Source organism: Bacillus sp. D386 (assembly GCF_006346415.1).
In genome coordinates this window covers 213,486-231,471 of record NZ_VEMV01000004.1, presented here as the reverse complement: position 1 = coordinate 231,471, position 17,986 = coordinate 213,486, and the positions used below count along the sequence as shown (strand labels likewise).

Annotated in this window: 20 protein-coding genes; 7 read left to right on the top strand and 13 right to left on the bottom strand. The window is 40.3% G+C overall.

From position 1 onward, the window contains the following. Positions 1-137: 137 nt before the first annotated feature. Positions 138-572: a ribosomal eL19 family protein gene (locus FHY45_RS13195; protein ID WP_139892104.1), complete on the bottom strand. Its 435-nt coding sequence runs from the start codon at positions 570-572 to the stop codon at positions 138-140. A 198-nt stretch (positions 573-770) separates the two neighbouring features. Here FHY45_RS13195 and FHY45_RS13190 point away from each other — a divergent pair, with 198 nt between their 5' ends. Next, a complete protein-coding gene (locus FHY45_RS13190; RefSeq protein WP_139892103.1) occupies positions 771-1,682 on the top strand; it encodes a helix-turn-helix domain-containing protein in 912 nt (303 codons plus the stop codon). 240 nt (positions 1,683-1,922) lie between these two features. Here the strand turns inward: FHY45_RS13190 and FHY45_RS13185 are convergent, their stop codons facing one another. The 4 genes from FHY45_RS13185 to FHY45_RS13170 form a co-directional block, all read right to left on the bottom strand. Continuing rightward, complete coding sequence (locus tag FHY45_RS13185; RefSeq protein ID WP_139892102.1) at positions 1,923-2,423, bottom strand: VanZ family protein; 501 nt, start codon at positions 2,421-2,423, stop codon at positions 1,923-1,925. Between the two features lie 133 nt (positions 2,424-2,556). After that, complete coding sequence (locus tag FHY45_RS13180; RefSeq protein WP_139892101.1) at positions 2,557-2,847, bottom strand: hypothetical protein; 291 nt, start codon at positions 2,845-2,847, stop codon at positions 2,557-2,559. Positions 2,848-3,030: 183 nt separating this feature from the next. Continuing rightward, positions 3,031-3,360: a hypothetical protein gene (locus FHY45_RS13175; RefSeq protein ID WP_066105755.1), complete on the bottom strand. Its 330-nt coding sequence runs from the start codon at positions 3,358-3,360 to the stop codon at positions 3,031-3,033. Between the two features lie 187 nt (positions 3,361-3,547). Next, positions 3,548-4,456 (bottom strand): LCP family glycopolymer transferase, encoded by a 909-nt coding sequence (locus tag FHY45_RS13170; RefSeq protein ID WP_139892100.1) that lies wholly within the window; start codon positions 4,454-4,456, stop codon positions 3,548-3,550. A gap of 129 nt (positions 4,457-4,585) precedes the next feature. Between FHY45_RS13170 and FHY45_RS13165 the strand changes: the two genes are divergently transcribed. From FHY45_RS13165 to FHY45_RS13150, 4 genes are all read left to right on the top strand, one after another. Beyond that, positions 4,586-6,202 (top strand): SWIM zinc finger family protein, encoded by a 1,617-nt coding sequence (locus tag FHY45_RS13165; protein ID WP_139892099.1) that lies wholly within the window; start codon positions 4,586-4,588, stop codon positions 6,200-6,202. Continuing rightward, the gene (locus tag FHY45_RS13160) at positions 6,189-9,005 is read left to right on the top strand and encodes a DEAD/DEAH box helicase (protein WP_139892098.1); all 2,817 of its coding nucleotides are present in this window, start codon (positions 6,189-6,191) and stop codon (positions 9,003-9,005) included. The genes FHY45_RS13165 and FHY45_RS13160 overlap by 14 nt, the downstream gene beginning before the upstream one ends. 128 nt (positions 9,006-9,133) lie before the next feature. After that, the gene (locus tag FHY45_RS13155; protein WP_139892097.1) at positions 9,134-9,733 is read left to right on the top strand and encodes a hypothetical protein; all 600 of its coding nucleotides are present in this window, start codon (positions 9,134-9,136) and stop codon (positions 9,731-9,733) included. 251 nt (positions 9,734-9,984) lie between these two features. Further along, complete coding sequence (locus tag FHY45_RS13150) at positions 9,985-10,590, top strand: DUF3920 family protein (RefSeq protein ID WP_139892096.1); 606 nt, start codon at positions 9,985-9,987, stop codon at positions 10,588-10,590. Positions 10,591-10,627: 37 nt separating this feature from the next. On the opposite strand, the gene FHY45_RS13145 is transcribed toward FHY45_RS13150, so the two are convergent. The 3 genes from FHY45_RS13145 to FHY45_RS13135 all read right to left on the bottom strand — a co-directional run bounded on the left by FHY45_RS13145 (position 10,628) and on the right by FHY45_RS13135 (position 11,840). Next, positions 10,628-11,071 (bottom strand): CBS domain-containing protein, encoded by a 444-nt coding sequence (locus FHY45_RS13145; RefSeq protein WP_139892095.1) that lies wholly within the window; start codon positions 11,069-11,071, stop codon positions 10,628-10,630. Positions 11,072-11,280: 209 nt separating this feature from the next. Next, positions 11,281-11,469: a hypothetical protein gene (locus FHY45_RS13140; protein WP_066105730.1), complete on the bottom strand. Its 189-nt coding sequence runs from the start codon at positions 11,467-11,469 to the stop codon at positions 11,281-11,283. Beyond that, positions 11,466-11,840, bottom strand: coding sequence for a single-stranded DNA-binding protein (locus FHY45_RS13135; RefSeq protein WP_066105726.1), 375 nt, complete (start codon positions 11,838-11,840; stop codon positions 11,466-11,468). Before FHY45_RS13135 ends, FHY45_RS13140 begins: the two co-directional genes overlap by 4 nt. 259 nt (positions 11,841-12,099) lie before the next feature. On the opposite strand from FHY45_RS13135, the gene FHY45_RS13130 reads away from it, so the two are divergent. Continuing rightward, the gene (locus FHY45_RS13130; protein ID WP_139892094.1) at positions 12,100-12,510 is read left to right on the top strand and encodes a YwpF family protein; all 411 of its coding nucleotides are present in this window, start codon (positions 12,100-12,102) and stop codon (positions 12,508-12,510) included. Positions 12,511-12,544: 34 nt separating this feature from the next. Here the strand turns inward: FHY45_RS13130 and FHY45_RS13125 are convergent, their stop codons facing one another. After that, positions 12,545-12,943 carry a hypothetical protein gene (locus FHY45_RS13125; protein WP_066105720.1) on the bottom strand — a complete coding sequence of 133 codons (399 nt, stop codon included), beginning with the start codon at positions 12,941-12,943 and terminating at the stop codon, positions 12,545-12,547. A gap of 374 nt (positions 12,944-13,317) precedes the next feature. Between FHY45_RS13125 and FHY45_RS13120 the strand changes: the two genes are divergently transcribed. Continuing rightward, complete coding sequence (locus FHY45_RS13120; protein WP_139892093.1) at positions 13,318-14,370, top strand: SDR family oxidoreductase; 1,053 nt, start codon at positions 13,318-13,320, stop codon at positions 14,368-14,370. Between the two features lie 130 nt (positions 14,371-14,500). On the opposite strand, the gene fabZ is transcribed toward FHY45_RS13120, so the two are convergent. From fabZ to FHY45_RS13095, 4 genes are all read right to left on the bottom strand, one after another. Continuing rightward, positions 14,501-14,935, bottom strand: a complete 435-nt coding sequence (gene fabZ, locus FHY45_RS13115) for a 3-hydroxyacyl-ACP dehydratase FabZ (RefSeq protein ID WP_066105716.1) — start codon at positions 14,933-14,935, stop codon at positions 14,501-14,503. 778 nt (positions 14,936-15,713) lie between these two features. After that, the gene (locus tag FHY45_RS13105; protein WP_066105709.1) at positions 15,714-16,001 is read right to left on the bottom strand and encodes a DNA-directed RNA polymerase subunit beta; all 288 of its coding nucleotides are present in this window, start codon (positions 15,999-16,001) and stop codon (positions 15,714-15,716) included. A 12-nt stretch (positions 16,002-16,013) separates the two neighbouring features. Next, positions 16,014-16,859 (bottom strand): flagellar hook-basal body protein, encoded by an 846-nt coding sequence (locus FHY45_RS13100; RefSeq protein WP_139892091.1) that lies wholly within the window; start codon positions 16,857-16,859, stop codon positions 16,014-16,016. A gap of 37 nt (positions 16,860-16,896) precedes the next feature. Continuing rightward, positions 16,897-17,730, bottom strand: coding sequence for a flagellar hook-basal body protein (locus FHY45_RS13095; RefSeq protein WP_139892090.1), 834 nt, complete (start codon positions 17,728-17,730; stop codon positions 16,897-16,899). Positions 17,731-17,986: the final 256 nt, after the last annotated feature.

Sequence of the window (17,986 nt, the reverse complement as noted above, 5' to 3'; positions counted from 1 at the left end):
AAGTACTGAGAAAATCATTTCCTCAGTACAGAAAAATTATTCTGATGTAAACAGTTTCTTAATATACTGTTGGCAACTCATCCGACGTCTTATCATCTTTTTCCTTCTGTCTCACATATAAAAATTCATCAATATGGTTAGCCAATTGTATTCACTCCGTTACTCAGTTTTACATTGTACTGTGTTGGCAATTCTGCTACTCGCGTCGGTTTCACACTGTACTGTGTTGGCAATTCTGCTACTCGTGCTGGTTTCACACTGTACTGTGTTGGCAATTCTGCCACTCGCGCTGGTTTCACACTGTACTGTGTTGGCAGCTCTGCTACTCGTGCTGGTTTCACACTGTACTGCGTTGGTAATTCTGCCACTCGCGCTGGTTTCACACTGTACTGTGTTGGCAGCTCTGCTACTCGTGCTGGTTTCACACTGTACTGTGTTGGCAGCTCCGCTACTTGTGCTGGTTTCACATTGTACTGTGTTGGCAGTTCAGCAAGGTCTGTTTTAGATGTAGAAATTGAAAAAACACTCATGCCTAACACGCAAGCACCGATTAACATAATTTTCTTTTTCATCCGAATTCCCCTTTTCATTATTTAGCTTAAAAGTATAATTAATTTATGATTATAAATATATTTAACCATATATTTACTTTCTTTAGATTGATGAATTCAGGGACTTTTGATTCAATTTATTCTGTATAACAAGCAAATACACAACTATTTGCCTTTAAATATAACTATAGGAATACTCTTGGAAAGGGGATACCATAAATGGACTTCTCCGCAATTGGTCAACGAATTAGAGAACTAAGAAAATCTCTTAAACTTTCCCAGGATGAGTTGGCACAGGGGGTTTGTACACAAGCACAGATAAGTAAAATTGAAAAAGGTGACGTATATCCTTATGCTAATACTTTATATCTTATTTCAAAGAAACTGGGAGTGGATGTCAATTACTTCTTCGAAATTGGCTCTACTCCCAGAGTAGACTATGTTAACGAAGTAAGCAGACAGCTGCGCCTAACTCGTCGCCATCTTCTCTATGATGAAATGAACCGAATTGTAAAATTAGAAGAGAATAATCCGCTTTTTACTCAAAACGGTCGTAACAAACAACTGATTCTATGGCATAAAGGTATTTACGAGCATGCGGTAAATAATAATGTGGAAAAATCAATAGACCTGCTGCAAAATGCAATTGACTTAACGCATGTATTAGATAAAGTTTGGAATGAAAGAGAAATAGAAGTGTTAATGTCCATGGGAGCAGTCTATGTTACTGATAATCAGAATGAAATTGCCTTAAAAATTTTTTTAGAAGCTAAAGCACACTTATCCCAATTATTTTTTATTAGCGATCATTCCATCCTTCCACGGCTGTATTATAATATCGCAAGAGTATATACAAGAATCAAACAATATGATGAATCCATTACATATTGTAAAAAGGGCATCCAATACTGTATAGAAAAAGACAATCTCTTTCCTTTAGCCGAATTACATTATCAAGTTAGCTACAATTACGAAAAACTTGGTGATTATTCACAATCTATATTTTATGTGGACAAGGCTATTTCAATCTTTGAATTAAATGAAGATACGAGGTTTATGAATCTTGTAAAGGAAAAAAAGAGATCATTAGAAGTCCATCTTTCAGAATTAAAAAAAGCTGATCAATTATAGAATGATCAGCTTTTTCTATTCTACCGTAACAATCTTAGCGCCCATTGATGAGGCAGCGTAGATATTTACTTTTCCAAATGTTGTAGCGTAATACTAACGACTGACAACACCATCTGCGGCAGTCTGATAGCTACGTTACCTACGCGATATCTACTCCAAACTGATTCTTGGATTTATAATTTTACGTATCTATAAATAAAAAGAGAGCCTGTTTTTTTTGATAAAAACGAGGCTCTCCGATTAATGTGGCTTTCGATATTTTCTCCATACAAAATATAAGACAATCCCTGTCAATCCACCCACTGTATCAATCATTACATCGTGGAAGAGTGGCGTGCGGTCACCTGTGAATGACTGATGCCATTCATCTGAGCAGGCATATAGAAAGACAATTCCCAGCGTGATTGCCGTTACCTTCACCGCTCGCTGTACCCATACTCTGACGATACTGGCCAAGATAAAAGCCATTACAAAGTAAACGCTAAAATGGGCACCCTTACGGATAAAAAACTCAATAAAACCCGGCAACCCTAACGCTTCCACACTAATCTCTACACCAGCATAGGTGAAGCTTATTTTTGAAAGCAAAGCCACTATCGAATCGGGAAGCTTCAAGTTCTCACTCAGCAATGGTTGGATATTTTGTTCGGTATAAGGCTGCGAGGATGAATAAAATACTACTCCCACAACCAACAATAAAAGGATTAAACGGTATATGATCTTTTTCCTAGCATTATTCATATTCCTATCCTAGCTGAATTCATCCGCAAGGTAAATGCCAAAGACTTGCAGAATGGAGATTTTCTCTTATTCAATCGATTGATTAATTCGTTTTGTATGTACCATGTATGCTTGCCTATCAGTATGAAAGATATTAAAACATGGCTATTACTCCCATTGCTGCATATACCATTCCGAGGATAACCATAAACCAACCTATAGGATTCGCTCTTTTAAACGCTACTTCATTTAAATAAATAAAATAACCTGTCAAAAGACTTACCGTAACTAACTTAATCCAACCTGCTATATAGACATAGTTCAGAGGCACGAAGGAAGAATAGGTCCCAATACTCGATATAAACAATATGACCGTTAAAATAGTTAAAAAAGTCATGTCTCTAACAAATCTTTTTCTCGCTTTTATTTCTTTCATACTCTTCAAATGACATCCCACCTCCTCTGCATGACTTTAATTCCACGCTAGAGGATAATTTTCCTGCAAAATACGGTTCATTCCTACTCGTGTATAAGGACTATTCATAAGGGAATCCATTGCATTATCTACATAGTAAAAAGACCAAATCCCGCCTCCCAAGAGCAAAATTTGGTCTAACTTTATATTGATTTATGCCATACTGGCTAGTCGATTATCTTGGTAACGAATATTTTGGATTCCAATGACGTTTAGAAATTTTTTGATTTCATTAATAGCGGCTGTTTTATGTCCGTCTATGACTGCTAGGTCCGTGACAAAGGCAATTTTCGGGTATTTTGTTTCACGTTTCTTAGGGTTTAGCATCGGCTTTTCTTCAATAAGTTGAGCGTCCATTTCCTCTTCACATGTCAGAATAACCGCTTCACCAATTTTCATGTTTTCCCAATCAAAAGAGAACGAAAATTCAATTGAACACTCACCGTCAATAAACTTTGGTTGTACTTTTACGTTTAACTCCACTATGCCCAGCCTCCTTCATTGGTTATTTGTTCCTAGTATAACAGGAGTGCCTATGAAGGTGGCCTGACCACATATGAGTAAAACACCAATATTCTTACATGTTTATTCAAAAATGCTCGCTCTGACGCATATTTTTATAACTCCAGGAATATTCCTAGACGAATATTTTATATTCTTTATTCTACCTTTAATCCCTAAAATATTCCATATGTTTTTGTAAAATCCCTTTAATTCTTTTGACCTCTTCCGCGCGAATTACCTCATAATAGATTCCATTTATTTTTTCGGCTGTGCCTTCCATACTGATATGATCAATATGCTGAACTGCCTCCTGATAGTTATTTTTTATTTTTATCATCTCTGAAATTGTGATATTTGTTTTCACATTATTCATTAAGGTAGTAGCGATTTGATCATAGTGAGTTAAGCTTCGGATATTGGCACCTGTTCGAATTACCTCTCCAATGACCTCGTACCGGCGTTGTTGCCGCCCTTCTTCACCATTTGGCTCCAGCTGGCGCATGCGCATATAGGCCAATGCCTCTTCACCATTTAACTGGATTTTACCTTTAGCAAAATGTTGGCCATCATAAGAGAAGTCTAACTGGTTTTCAACGGTAATACCTCCGATGGCGTCCACCAGCTCCTCCACCCCATCCGTATTGATGCTCACATAATAATCAATCGGGATTCCGAAAAACTGTTCAACTGTCTCCATCGACAGTTCCGCTCCGCCTTCTTGATAGGCATCGCTGATTTTATCCCAATTCTTGCTTCTAGCAATTTTTACTCTTGTATCCTGTGGAATACCAAGCATTTTAATGTTATTGTGTTCCGGATTGACCGTTATGACCATTGTTGTATCCGGTCTGCCGTTTGTATCTATACCAAGCAGCAATAATGAAAATGGCTCTTTTTTAGTTAAATCAAGCTGTTCTTCTCTATAGGGAGATTGGCGTTCCCGCAGTGGATCCTTTATTGCTTGAAGGGCCTGATAAATAGGATATCCGACAACCATGACAATCACAATTACGAAGCCGGAAATCCCTAACCATCTATATTTCTTTCGTTTATCTGCACCTCGATTTACATTCATCGCATTCTCTTCTTTTTAGTTTTTATCTTTAGTCTTCTACTTTCCTCCCCCTTTTCATACGTTTTTTTGATCAGTTTTGTTACAATTAAGATTAAACTTGGTTAAACTGTCTCGTAAGGAGAATGATATATGCACGATGCACTTAAATTCTACGGGGAGCGAATTTCGGATATTCTCTCTCCTAAATCAACTAATGATGTTAATTTAGTTTCGAAGGGTCTTGTTCTTTATCGTCAAGGGACAGTGGTAAAGCTATCAATCGAATCTGATCTTATTCAAGGTGTCGTACAGGACGTGACAAAGGTGAACGTCACTTTGGATTTAAGTTTTCCAAGCAATAGCTCTTGTTCCTGTCCAGCGATTGATTTATGCCGGCATCAGCTGGCTGTATTCTTTGCTGCCTACAGTAAGGAAGCCAGCGTTACGGAATGGGTGGATCATTGGAAGAATAAAGAGGACCCCATGTTCCGTTTAAAGGAATCACTAAAAAATGGCCCCGTATATAAAGAAAAAAGCAAGCCTTCTAAACCGGAGCATACATACAGTGCCTGGAAGGAATTTTTCATCCGTTCCGCACGGGAAGAGTTAGCCATCCCTCCTTACTTTATGGCCGGGATAAACCGCTCTGCTTCTAATTTTCAGCGTGCGATCCAGCGCAGCGAGCCCTCCAATCAGCAATGGGTGCCTTTATACCGCAGCATTGCCTATTATATGGGCTTGGTACATTTATTTGATCTGCAGAGCAGTACGAAGGATCACTTTCAGGAGGAACTGCTGGAATCCATGATTCACGAATTGTTCCTTGCCTTTAAGGATGAGGTTCATCGGTTTGAATCCTCTATCCGTCCATTTGATTCAGAGGAGTTTATCCATTCCTGGATTGATGAAACAAAGAATTTGCCAACTGGTGAAATGGGAAGCGGTTATTATCGCTGGGATATCTATCGCACAATTTGGACAAATATCATTACAACTAAAGAAGAGCGCGGGGCTGAAATAGATCGTTTGTCAAACCAGCTTCCGACTCTCGCCGACTCCTTGCAAATTGAGTTGGTCTTTTGGATGATGATTCACATATATATGGTCGATGGCAAGGATGAGCAGGCGTTAGAATGTTTAAATAAGCTTGGTCCGATATCCTGCTTCTTCCTTACCTTTGTGTTAGAGGAACTGCATAATGCAAAGGAACATGCACGAATGGTTCCCTTTGTTGAATTCTTCTCAAAAAATATTAAAGCTTATTTACATGATTATCAGACTCAGGAGTATAAGAGAACTCGATTTTTATATAATGCCCTGCAAATTATTCGTCCTTTTTGCTCTGCCGCCAAACGGTTCGACTTACTCGAACGTATTCTAAGGGAAACCATTCCTTACTCCCTTATTCCATATTCACACTATTTGTATGAGAAGAAGGAGTATAAAAAATGGGTCGAGCTCCAGGTTGCTGAGCGTGTTGATGTCCTTTATGAATGGTCCAATCAAACGAAGGAAATTCAAAAGGAACAGCCTGAAGTCCTCCTTCCTATTCTGCATCTGCAGGTAGTTAATTTGATTGCGGCTAAAAATCGTTCATCCTACCGGGAAGCGGTCCGTTATTTAAAAAAGCTGAGAACTATTTATAAAAAACTTAAGCGCGTAAACGTTTGGGAATCTTATATTGAATATATCAGCGATGATAATAAGCGATTACGCGCTTTTCAGGAAGAACTTAAGAAAGGAAAGTTAATTGATGCAGCTGATTGAAACTCTTCATATTCAAATTGAATTACTTGAAGGCGGACGTGTCTTTATTTATGGAACGGACGAGGGTGAGCCCGTTCCTGCCGAATTGTGGGCAACAAGCTTCTTTCTTTGGGACGCGGATAGTTTCTTTGGGACCAAATTGGATATCCAAACACTGGATGGTAAAAGCGGTGTCCTCATGAGCGCCCATAAATGGATGAAGGTGCTGGCAGAAGAGCCTTTCAATAGCTTTATTAATTGGTCCTGGTCCAATTGGGCATCCATTAGTTTAGCTTTGGCCCAATCCTTATATGAAACCGTTGAAAACGGAACGGTTATGCCTGATTTTAACGATCGGAATCAAGACGGCATTACCTTCCCGCTCCCACAGGAAATTCTCGAAGACTTTCAGGACTCCTTTTGGGAACAGGAAATGGCCAGACACGAGCATGACGGAATCCAAACCATTACGGTTCGGCGTTTTGCGGAGGAATGGTTAAATGAAGCGATTAAAGACCGTCCCGGCAATCATCGCGTAGGTGATTTGCTTGATTTGTTTGCTGAAAAAAATATCTCCACCAAGGTACTCAGCCGCTTCTTTGACGGAGACCGTTGGGAAATTTGGACCGGTGCCAAAGAAGATGAATTGCCTTTTTCTATGGGAATGCGCCTGAGCGAGCCTGATTTTGCAGCGGGTGATGAGGTTGACCAATGGAAGCTAGAACCGTTTATGCGCGGCAAGCGAAATGAGGAGCAATTTTTCGTTTGGGATGATCGTCATAGGATTCCTTTTGCCTGGAAAAAGCATATAGAGATGGCTGAGAAGGAAATCGCTCGCTGGAAGGATATTTTCCCTTGGATTGATGATATTGTCACTGAGGATCAGGCCTGGGATTTCTTGACGGATGCATCCGAGGTCCTGCATATGCTTGGCGTAGAAATTCTATTGCCATCATGGTGGCAGGCAATTAAGGATGCGAAAATCGCCATGAAGGCTAAAGTGAAAAATTCACCAAGTCGCCGAAAATCATTTGTGGGTATGAATGCCTTGCTCGATTATAATTGGCGTTTCTCCGTCAATGGCGCTGAGGTTTCCGAGGAGGAATTTAACAAGCTTGTTGAGGAAAAACGGAAGCTTGTCTATATTAGAGGACGCTGGGTGAAACTGGATCCTGCCTTAATGAGGCGCATGCAGGAATTGAAGAAGGAAGCAGATGAGCGAGGATTGCGTATCAATGATCTACTTCAGCAGGAGTTCGCACAGGATGAGGAGCTTGAGGATGAGAATGAAGGGGATTACGCACGAATTCAATTTGAGCTGAATAGTGACCTGAGACGCTTTATGACTCGCATCAACTCACTTCAGGATATCCCGACTGTCCAGGTACCCGATGCCTTCCAGGGCGAATTGCGGCCGTATCAGCAACAGGGAATGAGCTGGCTGATGTTCTTACGTGAATATGGATTCGGTGCCTGTCTGGCCGATGATATGGGTCTAGGGAAAACGATTCAGCTCATCAGCTATCTGTTAGCGGTGGAGGCGAAGAATGGTCCAGCAAAATCTCCATCCTTGATTGTCTGTCCGACTTCTGTGCTCGGAAACTGGCAGAAGGAGTTTGAAAAGTTCGCTCCATCCATGAACGTCCATCTTCACTATGGTCCAAGTCGTATGAAGGGTGAACAGTTTAGGGATGGGTTTGGCAATGCCGATGTGATTCTGACAACCTTTGGGTTGCTTCATCAGGATGAGGAAGACTTTTTATCCATGCAATGGAATGCTGTTGTGCTCGACGAAGCGCAGAATATCAAGAATTCCCATACGAAGCAATCCCGTTCTGCCCGTAAGCTTGAAGGCATTCATCATATCGCCTTAACCGGTACTCCAATGGAAAATAGACTGAGTGAGCTTTGGTCCATTTTTGATTTTATTAATAAGGGCTATCTTGGCTCACTAACGCAATTTGATAAAAACTTTGCCGGACCGATTGAACGCAATGGTGATAAGAATAAAATTGCCACCCTGCAAAGGCTAATTCAGCCTTTCCTTTTAAGAAGGACGAAAAAGGATGAAGAGGTTGCTCTCAATCTGCCGGATAAATTGGAGCAAAAGGAGTTTATCAGCCTAACAACCGAGCAAGCCGCTTTATACGAACAGCTTGTTAAAGATACGCTTGATCAAGTTGAAAAACTAAGCGGTTTCGAACGGAAAGGGCTTATTTTGCAGATGCTAACCAAGCTGAAGCAAATCTGTAATCATCCTGCCCTTTATCTAAAGGAAGAGGCACCAAAGCATATTCTTCATCGATCCGGGAAAATGGAAAAGCTAATTGAATTGCTCGATATCATTTATGAACAGGATGAAAGTGTGCTTATTTTTACACAATACATTGAAATGGGTAATATGATTAAGCAAATCGCTGAGCGCCGCTATGGTCATGTCGTTCCATTCCTGAACGGCAGCGCCAATAAAAAACAACGGGATACCATGGTGGCCGATTTTCAGGATGGCAAGTATCCGATTCTTCTACTTTCCCTGAAAGCGGGCGGTACAGGGCTTAACCTGACGGCTGCCAACCATGTCATTCACTATGACCGCTGGTGGAATCCAGCTGTTGAAAATCAGGCGACCGACCGTGCCTACCGTATTGGGCAAACGCGCTTTGTACATGTCCATAAGATGGTTTCCTCCGGTACACTTGAGGAGAAAATTGACGTTATGCTGGAGAAAAAACAATCGCTTAACGATGAAATCGTCCAAAGTGACAATTGGATTACCGAGCTATCCTCAGATGAATTAAAGGATTTGCTGGTGCTTGAAAGATAACTTTTTGGCCACCCCCTTCTTAAAAAATAGGGGATGGCTTTTTTGTATCTATTAGAGTCGGAATAATAAAAATTGATTAAACAAATAAAATAATTTACAGTTATTAGTAAAAGGAAATGGAAACAGAGGTGAGGAAACTGAGTTTTAAAGAGGTTGTACAAACTTTTGAGAAGACACAAGAGTTAGCTGATGCACCGCTCACGTATATTGCGGTGATCTGTTGGACAATCATTGGAATAGCTATTTTCTATCATGTCATACGTGATCGGAGATCTTTATCCAGTGTTGCGGTTGGTATAAGAGTGATTTCCTTGGCCGCAGTTGGCTTCATTGCGTTTCACTTATATACGAATATCTCTGAATATGATTATTCACTCGATGAGGAAAAATGGAAACAAGAATATTTACTTGCTTACCTGGATTCACAGCCTGAGGAAAGGTTGACCATTGAACAGGTGGAGGCGACAAATACAGATGGTGACAAGGCAATCCCTTCAATGCATCTAAAAAAGGGATCACCTACCGTACACGTAAAATTTTTAACGATCGGGAAGAATGGCGACAAGCAGGAGATTTCCACTCAAGTAAAGATTAAACACGTACAGGCAAAAACCGCTCCATATCTCACCTATAAAACTATAGAGGACGAATTATCCAATCAATATAGAGATGATATGTACTATGAAACGACTCTATATATCAATCAAGATAGCAATTTGTATAAGTAAGGAAAGAGGGTCTCTCCTCTTTCCTTTTTTAAGCAATTTATTTACTTACCCTCTTTTAAATAATGTCAAACCACTTATTTGACGAAATTTGTGCTTCGTTGTATACTTTTCTACATTATTCCTTCTTTTTCCACATTTTCTATATCCATTTATGTAGTAATTTGTTGCGAATGTATAGTCACAGTCCTGGCATATCATGTTATATGCCCAATTAAAACAGCCAGATTAATTAACAGGAGTTGCTTACATTAATGATCGTAGAAGAAAACATCTCTCTTGAAAGTACCTTAAATCGCCCCTCCAGATTAGCGAAAACAGTTTTACGTAATCATTCAAATATCCTACCCGATTTCCAGCTTAAACAAATACTCAAATTACTTTATGACGATTATAAATACTTAGGAATGACCATTTCCATATACGATCATCCAGATCAAGTCATTGCAGACCGAACCGATTATGGAAAGGAATTTATTGATGATTGGTGTTATGAGGATTCTTTAAATGGCACATTGGGCGGATACCATAAGCTTGGTAAGATTGCATTATTTCCCTTTAACCATAAGGTAAAAAACAAAAAATACGAGCGCGGGCTTATGCAGCTGTTTTTACTACAGGATCTCTTTCATGAAATTCGCCATGCCTACCAGCGTGTCTATATGAAGAGGCAGTATAATACGCCTTATGTCAACACAGGCAGAAATGGCTATCAATCACAATGGGTTGAACGGGATGCTAACATGTTTGCCCAAAGGATGATTGAGAAGCATCGCAACTCTATCAACACCATTTTAAATATCGACTTCTTATGGCAAAGCTGCTGGGGACGTTTTTACGTAACAATTGTACGCCAATAGAAATAAAAAGGAGACTCAGGAATGAGCCTCCTTTCTCTTACAATTTTTCAAGTAGTAACTCGCCTAATTTACGAATCATATCCCCACGGCTAATTACACCCACAACCTCACGATTTCCATTGACTACAGGTATCTTTTTGAAGTGGTGTGTTGCCAGCAGCTTGAGTACATCTTCAAGCTCATCCTCTTCTCGAACAAAGACTACTTTTTTCTTCATAATAGCTTTAACCGGAGATTCACTTTTTGATTTTAAGGTTTCATCCAACTCTTCTATATAAGTGACATAAGAGGAAATGAAGGCTTTTGGGTTCATATATCTCAGGACATCCCCATCTGTTACGATCCCCAACAGTTTATTGTTTGGATCGACCAGAGGAAGTCCTCCGATTTTATGTTTCATTAAAACTTCCAGCAATGTTTTAATACTTGCCTCTTCATTTAAACTAATTACATCCTTGATCATGAAATCCTTTGCTTTCACCTTAAATCCCTCCTGGCTGTAATAAGAAAATATGTATCTACCGTTATCTTACCAATAATTTCAATTCTATTTCTAATAGAAATTTACCTTTTAGCAAAATAATTATCCCAAAACTGAAAAAAAGCCGCGCATTGGCGGCTATCAAGAGGGGGTATAACTTTTATAAGTGTATTGGAGGCATTTTGTATGCAGATTATGTTTGTGAGGGATTAATGTTCGTGGAGTTGATACGTTTGTTCACATAATTGATATTGAAGCTCCTTCATGTTAGACAATTCTTTTATGAGGATTTGCAGAGTCTGTTCGATTTTTCTCAAATCTGACTCACTTTTGGATACACGGCTATTTACACTGCCAACGATTCGGATTAAATCAGCGACTACTTCCCGCTCGTTCATAAAATAGGCACTGCGTTCGTTTCCAGACTGCCTTCATGAAGGTTATTCACCCGTTTTCGATCTAAAAAGTTAACACTTTCCACTATAACTTCTGTTACATACGTACGCTTTCCTTCTGGATTTTCATAATTACGTGTATGAATTCTTCCAACGATACTGACTACAGAACCTTTTTGACAATAGGATGCGGTATTTTCAGCTGCCCGATTCCAAAGTGTACAGTTTACAAAGTCCGTCCCATACTCGCCATCAGCATTCTTAAAATTTCTCGTAACGGCCAAAGTAATGTTTGATACAGCTTTTCCCTCCGGTGTATAACGCAGATCAGGATCCTTCGTCAACCTTCCAACAAGCGCAACCTGATTTAACATACTACCTTCACCTCTCTTTTATATAGCTTACAGAGGTATCATAAAAGAGTTATGGTTAAAAGTAAAAGAGGCGATTTGGGACTTTAGAGGGAGATTTTCACTCAAATTTCCTTTTTGAATATATAAATATGGTGTTTGTAATCAATATTTATAATCTGTGAATTATTTAACAAACTCTTCGACAAACAATATAAATATTTTTTCTTTTTTTTACCATGCTATAATGAACATATAATAATTTAAAATTGGAGGTAAGTTGATGAAAACCTTTAAGTTAGTTTCCTTGCAGTTACTTCCAGACAATCAGCATCCAACCGAATTACATATCCTCGACGGATTAATTATTAATAAAGAAAATGAGGCTAACACTTGGCTTATTGAGGCAGTCGTTGATTATGAACATTTCAATCTTTTCAAGGAAATCACTGCTGATACTGACAAGCTTACCGTTAGCTGTATCATCACAAAGAAGGATAATATCCCTGCCTACTTCGATGCAACTATCGCTGATGTCCGCAAGATGGATCAATTCGCCAGCATCCTGTTTCGGGCAAAGATTCGCAATCGCAGAAGAGAAGCCGTTGAATTCCTATTGGATACACTAGTAGATGAAGGATATAATGGTGAGGATTTAAAAAACGCCTTTAAAGAAGGCCTGGGTAATAAATAACAGCTGGCGAGATTACCTCGCCAGCTTAAACTTGTTACTTATTTTTATCTTTACCATTGTTATTGTTGTTATCAAGGATATCGTCTGCGCCTCGATCTGCATCGTTCCTGATTCTATCCCCATCTTCTCTTACATCTGTATCTAAATTGCCACTATCTAGATCGGAACCATTATCATTGATATCATTCATACCATTATTATCATTGTTACGATTGATACCATTGTTACCATTCGTTCCGTTGTTACCATTTGTACCATTATTATCTTTTGTACTTTCGTTCGTATCTATCCCATTATTATCGTTCGTACCGTTATTTTGCTCATGGTTGTTGTTACCTTCTGGAGGCGGGTTATTGTCATCGTTATTATTACACCCCACCATTAACACAGATGCCAACGCAACCCCCATAATCGCTTTATAAAACTTCTGCATTCGGCATGCTCCTTTCAAACTTTTATGACCTGATCAGGTCTGTTTTTAGATTACCCAGAAGAGGGCAGATTATGATGGAGCAAAAAAAAGCAGGCCCAAACATTTGGGCCTTCAAATAGGGAGAAGTGATATGGTTATCCACGTGCCAGTGCTTTTACACTAGCCTATATTCCTTTAATAACACAAACAGGTAAATTCTAAACGTATTTGTGAAAATTCCCTTCACCGTAAATGTGTTCGCTCCTTATTTCAGCTGATGCTTACCCTAATTTTTATTGTATGGATGGTTCATACTAATACAGCCGGAGTTCCTGAAAGCATTTTGCATAAAGGCCTCAAGGTAAAAGGCATACATCATAAGTGAGGAATACTTTATGGATATAAAAAAAGTCGAACAGATGAAAGATCAATCTATGGAGAGACTCCATTTAAAGGAGCTGAAAGACCAGGTAATTGTTATTACTGGTGCTTCTAGTGGGATTGGGCTTGTTACGGCACGTATGGCAGCTGAAAAAGGAGCCAAGGTTGTTGTGGCAGCCCGGAATAAAGATGCCCTCCAGGAATTAGTCTACGAATTGAAAAGCAAGGGGCATGAAGCAGTCTGGGTTGATGCAGATGTTGGTGTTGAAGAGGATGTCCTTAAAATTGCTGAAACAGCCATCTTGAATTTTGGCGGCTTTGATACATGGGTGAACAATGCGGGTGTTTCGATTTATGGAAAAACAACCGAAGTCAGCATAAAAGATATGCGCCGCATGTTTGATACTGTTTTTTGGGGTGTCGTATACGGATCCAGAATCGCGGTCGAGCATTATAAAAAACGTGGTGGTCCAGGTGCCATTATTAATATCGGCAGCTTCTTCGGCGATAGGGGAACTGTTGTTCAGTCAACCTATTCTTCCGCAAAATTTGCTTTACACGGCTGGACGGAGAACCTGCGGATGGAGCTCGAGAAGGAAAATGCGCCGATTTCTGTGACACTCATTCATCCCGGAAGAATTGACACACCTTACAATGAGCACGCTCGTAGTTATCTGGAAAAGCAGCCGACCCATATAGGGATAATTTATGCACCTGAAACAGTAGCCGAGGCCATCCTTTTTGCCGCAGAGCATCCAAAACGCGATATGTATGTTGGATCGCAGGCTAAACTCCTGGCTATGCTTGGCCGGTTTGCCCCAAGGCTTACTGATAAATTTATGGAAAAGACTATGTATCATACACAGCATGATGACCGTCCCTCCAACCCACCGGAGGAAAGCGCCTTGTATAAAGCTGGATATGGATTGCATGAACGCGGCACCAATAAAGGCTGGATCCGCGAAACAAGCTATTATGTAAAAGCATCCAAACACCCAGTCCTAACTTCCGTACTGGCAGCCGGGATCGGCGCTTGCCTATTGGCTACCTTCATGCAAAATAAGTAGGCAATATTAAAAAAAAACAGAAAGGCTATTTATGTGAAATGCCCCTTAAAAGTTGTTTGTTGTCTAACTTTTAAGGCCAGTACATTTTGGCCCTTCTGCTTTTTTATTTTTTACGTGAGTATTAAGGATTTCAGGATTTCTGATCGCCTAAAGCAAATGTTATTTCAGCTTCACAAGCCAGCTCACCATTCACAGTTGCCCTGCCAATTCCTTTTCCAATCGGACCGCGTACTCTTGTCAATTCTACTTCTAAACGCAGTTGGTCACCAGGACGCACCTGTCTCTTAAAGCGGCATTTATCAATACCGGCAAAAAAAGCAAGCCTGCCCTTATTTTCCTCTTTAATCAAAACAGCCACCGCTCCCACCTGAGCCAGCGCCTCCACAATCAGCACCCCCGGCATAACCGGATAATCCGGAAAATGACCATTAAAAAACTCCTCATTCGCCGTCACATTCTTAACCCCAACTGCCCGCTTCCCCTCATCAACCTCCAAAATCTGATCAACCAACAAAAACGGATACCGATGCGGAATAATCTCCTTAATTTGCTGAACATCTAACATATAATTTCCCCCTTTATTTATAAAGCTGAAGGGCCTTGGTCAGCCGCGACAAGTGTAAGGAGAGGCACGTAGGGAGGCTCTTCTCCCGCAGTGGCTATCCTTACAACCTCGAGCGGCTAGGCCCTGAAGCTGGATTGACTAAAAAGCTGAGACGACTGCCCAGGAGCGACAAGCATAAGACGAATACTCGGAGGGAGGGTTCTCTCCCGTAGAGTATTTGCTTATGACTCGAGCTCCTAGGAGTCGAAGCTGGATTACATCAAAAAGCTGAAGGGCCTTATTCAAGGAACGAAGACTAAATGCGCCACGTCCTGTGGCAACGTCTTCATGACCTACATCCTGTAGGCCCGCGAGGAGCATAAGACAGGACATCGGAAGGAGGTGTTCTTCCTCCTGCAGAGGTCATGCTTATGTCCTGAGCTTCTAGCCGTCGAAGCTGGATTACACTATAAAGCTGAAGGGCCTTATTCAAGGAACGAAGACTAAATGCGCCACGTCCTGTGGCAACGTCTTCATGACCTATATCATATAGGCCCGCGAGGAGCATAAGATAAAGGCACGTAGGGGCGTTTTTATCCCCCGCAGTGGCTTTATCTTATGTCCTGAAATCCTAGACCCTGAAGCTGGATTACACTAAAAAGCTGAGACGACTTATGCGCCACGTCCTGCAGGCCAGCAGCAAGTGTAATTAGACGCGAAAGTGGTAAGACCACTTTTCATCAAACTTCTCCTACCTAATAAAAAACAGGAAGGGATATATCTTGCCTTCCTGCCCGTATTATTTGTCTTTATTCTCCGTCGTGTCCTTATTGACCAAATCAACGATATGAGTCCATGTAGATTTCTTAAAAACATCCATTGCTTTTCCATCACCCATAACGGAATAGCCAACCATGGCTCCACCAACAAGGGCCATCATCGTCAACACAAGGACAATTATAATACGAGCCCAAAGTGGCACTAACCGGATTTTGATTTTTTGATCATTACCCAGTTTTTTTCTATCTATTCGACTGTTTGGTTCAGACTCAGTCTGCTCACTTTTATTATTAACCAACGCTTGCATTCTTTTACTCCTTTAACGAATACCGTTGACCAACCCCATCATTTGATCGGCCATACTAACCGTTCGTGATTGAAATTGATATAACCTCTGAGTTTGCATCATTTCTGTCATCTCAGTACTAATATCGACATTAGATTGCTCCAAGTTTCCTTGAACCATAGAAATTTCTTCTCTAAAAGCACCGGTTAGTTGGGTATATATGTCGTTTTCTGATACATCCAATTGTGCCATATTTTTCGGAAGAGTGAAAGTATTATTATTTATCATTTCCATAAATTGTGGCTTCTTGACGGAGATAATCCCCAGATTAAATGATTGAGTCCCATTTTCAGTAGTGACATTTAGCTGGCCTTTATCTGTAAATGTTATGTCATTAGGGTTACCATTTATCCTAATTTCCTGATTATTTTCATCCAATACTGCACTGCCATTTGATGTTACCAATTGCACTTGATTAGATCCATCAGAAGCTGGACTAAGATAAAAAGCCCCATCCCTTGTGTAACCAAGCTCACTGCTAGTGCCATCTGCCGTGCGAATGGCAAAAAATAAATTCTCATTAGTAAGGGCGACATCCAAGTCACGTTCCGTTTTTTGCAGATTACCCTGTGCCAAATTAAGCTGAGACTGACTCATTTTTGCGCCAACACCCACTCGAATACCATTTGGCGTCAATCGGCCTTTTTCCTTCTCAGTTCGCTCCTGATTATTGAATTCCTGAGCGAGCATGTCTGAGAAATAGGTTTCTTTTCTTTTAAAACCGGTCGTCGAAGTATTTGAGATATTATTCGAAACTGTTTCCAGCTTCTTTTGCAGCTGCCCCATTGTATTTGATGAGGTTATCATCATTCGATTCATCCTTATTTACCCTCCTCTTCATTCAGCTCTTTATCGTTTACAGCTTACCTATTTCATTGACGGTTTTTTGCATGCTTTGATCATAGGCTTGTACAATCTTTTGATTGGCTTCAAATGTACGATAGGCAGCCATCATATCAGTCATTGTTTTAGATGAATCCACATTAGACTGTTCAATTGAACCTTGTTGAACAGCAAATTGAACATTATTTAATGTATAGGCAGAAGGCAGCTCTCCTTCATTGATCCGGTATAATCCATCGCCTTCCTTGATGAGCTGTGCCGTTGGAGTAGCGCTAAAGCTTATTCCAATTCGTCCTCTATTCAATGTTCCCTCAGATATCTCACCCTGAGAACTAATCGCAAAATTTTCGGAGTTTAAAAGGATACGTTCCCTATTTTCATCTAAGACATAATAACCGTTAGCAGTTGTTAAATAGCCTGAGCCATCTAATGTAAAATTCCCGTTTCGTGTATATCTCAAGCCATCAGGAGTCTCAACTGTAAACAGGGCCGTACCCGATTGATTCGTTTCAGGATCAATAGGCATAGCTTGATCTACAATAGCCATGTCCGTAGTATTGTCGGTTGTTTTAACATCACCCTGTGAAAAAGATGGGATAGTCTCTTGTACATAAACACCCGTGTTCAATGCACCCACATATTTTGAATGATTGATGGATACTGATTCCTCTACGGGAAGATTCACTTTTTCATAACTGCTAAGCAGCATTTCTGGAAATGAGCGTACACTCGCTTGATCCTCTTTATATCCGACCGTATTGGCATTCGCTAAATTATTTGCAAGCAGCTCCGTTTTGCGTTGCTGAGCTAGCATACCGGATGCCGCTGTATAGAATCCTTTAAACATTTCTCCACCCCCAAATAGGCCTAACAAACACCCATATTACCATTATATAGGGAATAATTTTATAAGATACGGACTTTTTTCCTAAAAACCGATTTCTCTCGACATAGGGGGAGTATATGTGGACTTTGTAGTGTTAACTGGAGTCTTTTTTTGTCGACTTTTCTTTTTGTGTGGGAGGAGAGATGTTGTAGAGGTGTTGCATAGGTCGGGTATAGGTGCTCCATAGCCGGGGCATAGGCGGAGCATAGCTGCTTTC

What these genes read in the sequence shown, in the direction of transcription:
- fabZ (WP_066105716.1), bottom strand. Translation starts at nt 14,935, where the DNA reads ATGTTAGATGTTCAGCAAATTAAGGAGATTATTCCGCATCGGTATCCG.
- FHY45_RS13120 (WP_139892093.1), top strand. Translation starts at nt 13,318, where the DNA reads ATGGATATAAAAAAAGTCGAACAGATGAAAGATCAATCTATGGAGAGA.
- FHY45_RS13130 (WP_139892094.1), top strand. Translation starts at nt 12,100, where the DNA reads ATGAAAACCTTTAAGTTAGTTTCCTTGCAGTTACTTCCAGACAATCAG.
- FHY45_RS13170 (WP_139892100.1), bottom strand. Translation starts at nt 4,456, where the DNA reads ATGAATGTAAATCGAGGTGCAGATAAACGAAAGAAATATAGATGGTTA.
- FHY45_RS13100 (WP_139892091.1), bottom strand. Translation starts at nt 16,859, where the DNA reads ATGAATCGAATGATGATAACCTCATCAAATACAATGGGGCAGCTGCAA.
- FHY45_RS13125 (WP_066105720.1), bottom strand. Translation starts at nt 12,943, where the DNA reads ATGCAGAAGTTTTATAAAGCGATTATGGGGGTTGCGTTGGCATCTGTG.
- FHY45_RS13150 (WP_139892096.1), top strand. Translation starts at nt 9,985, where the DNA reads ATGATCGTAGAAGAAAACATCTCTCTTGAAAGTACCTTAAATCGCCCC.
- FHY45_RS13190 (WP_139892103.1), top strand. Translation starts at nt 771, where the DNA reads ATGGACTTCTCCGCAATTGGTCAACGAATTAGAGAACTAAGAAAATCT.
- FHY45_RS13140 (WP_066105730.1), bottom strand. Translation starts at nt 11,469, where the DNA reads ATGAACGAGCGGGAAGTAGTCGCTGATTTAATCCGAATCGTTGGCAGT.
- FHY45_RS13105 (WP_066105709.1), bottom strand. Translation starts at nt 16,001, where the DNA reads ATGCAAGCGTTGGTTAATAATAAAAGTGAGCAGACTGAGTCTGAACCA.
- FHY45_RS13135 (WP_066105726.1), bottom strand. Translation starts at nt 11,840, where the DNA reads ATGTTAAATCAGGTTGCGCTTGTTGGAAGGTTGACGAAGGATCCTGAT.
- FHY45_RS13195 (WP_139892104.1), bottom strand. Translation starts at nt 572, where the DNA reads ATGAAAAAGAAAATTATGTTAATCGGTGCTTGCGTGTTAGGCATGAGT.
- FHY45_RS13165 (WP_139892099.1), top strand. Translation starts at nt 4,586, where the DNA reads ATGCACGATGCACTTAAATTCTACGGGGAGCGAATTTCGGATATTCTC.
- FHY45_RS13095 (WP_139892090.1), bottom strand. Translation starts at nt 17,730, where the DNA reads ATGTTTAAAGGATTCTATACAGCGGCATCCGGTATGCTAGCTCAGCAA.
- FHY45_RS13160 (WP_139892098.1), top strand. Translation starts at nt 6,189, where the DNA reads ATGCAGCTGATTGAAACTCTTCATATTCAAATTGAATTACTTGAAGGC.
- FHY45_RS13185 (WP_139892102.1), bottom strand. Translation starts at nt 2,423, where the DNA reads ATGAATAATGCTAGGAAAAAGATCATATACCGTTTAATCCTTTTATTG.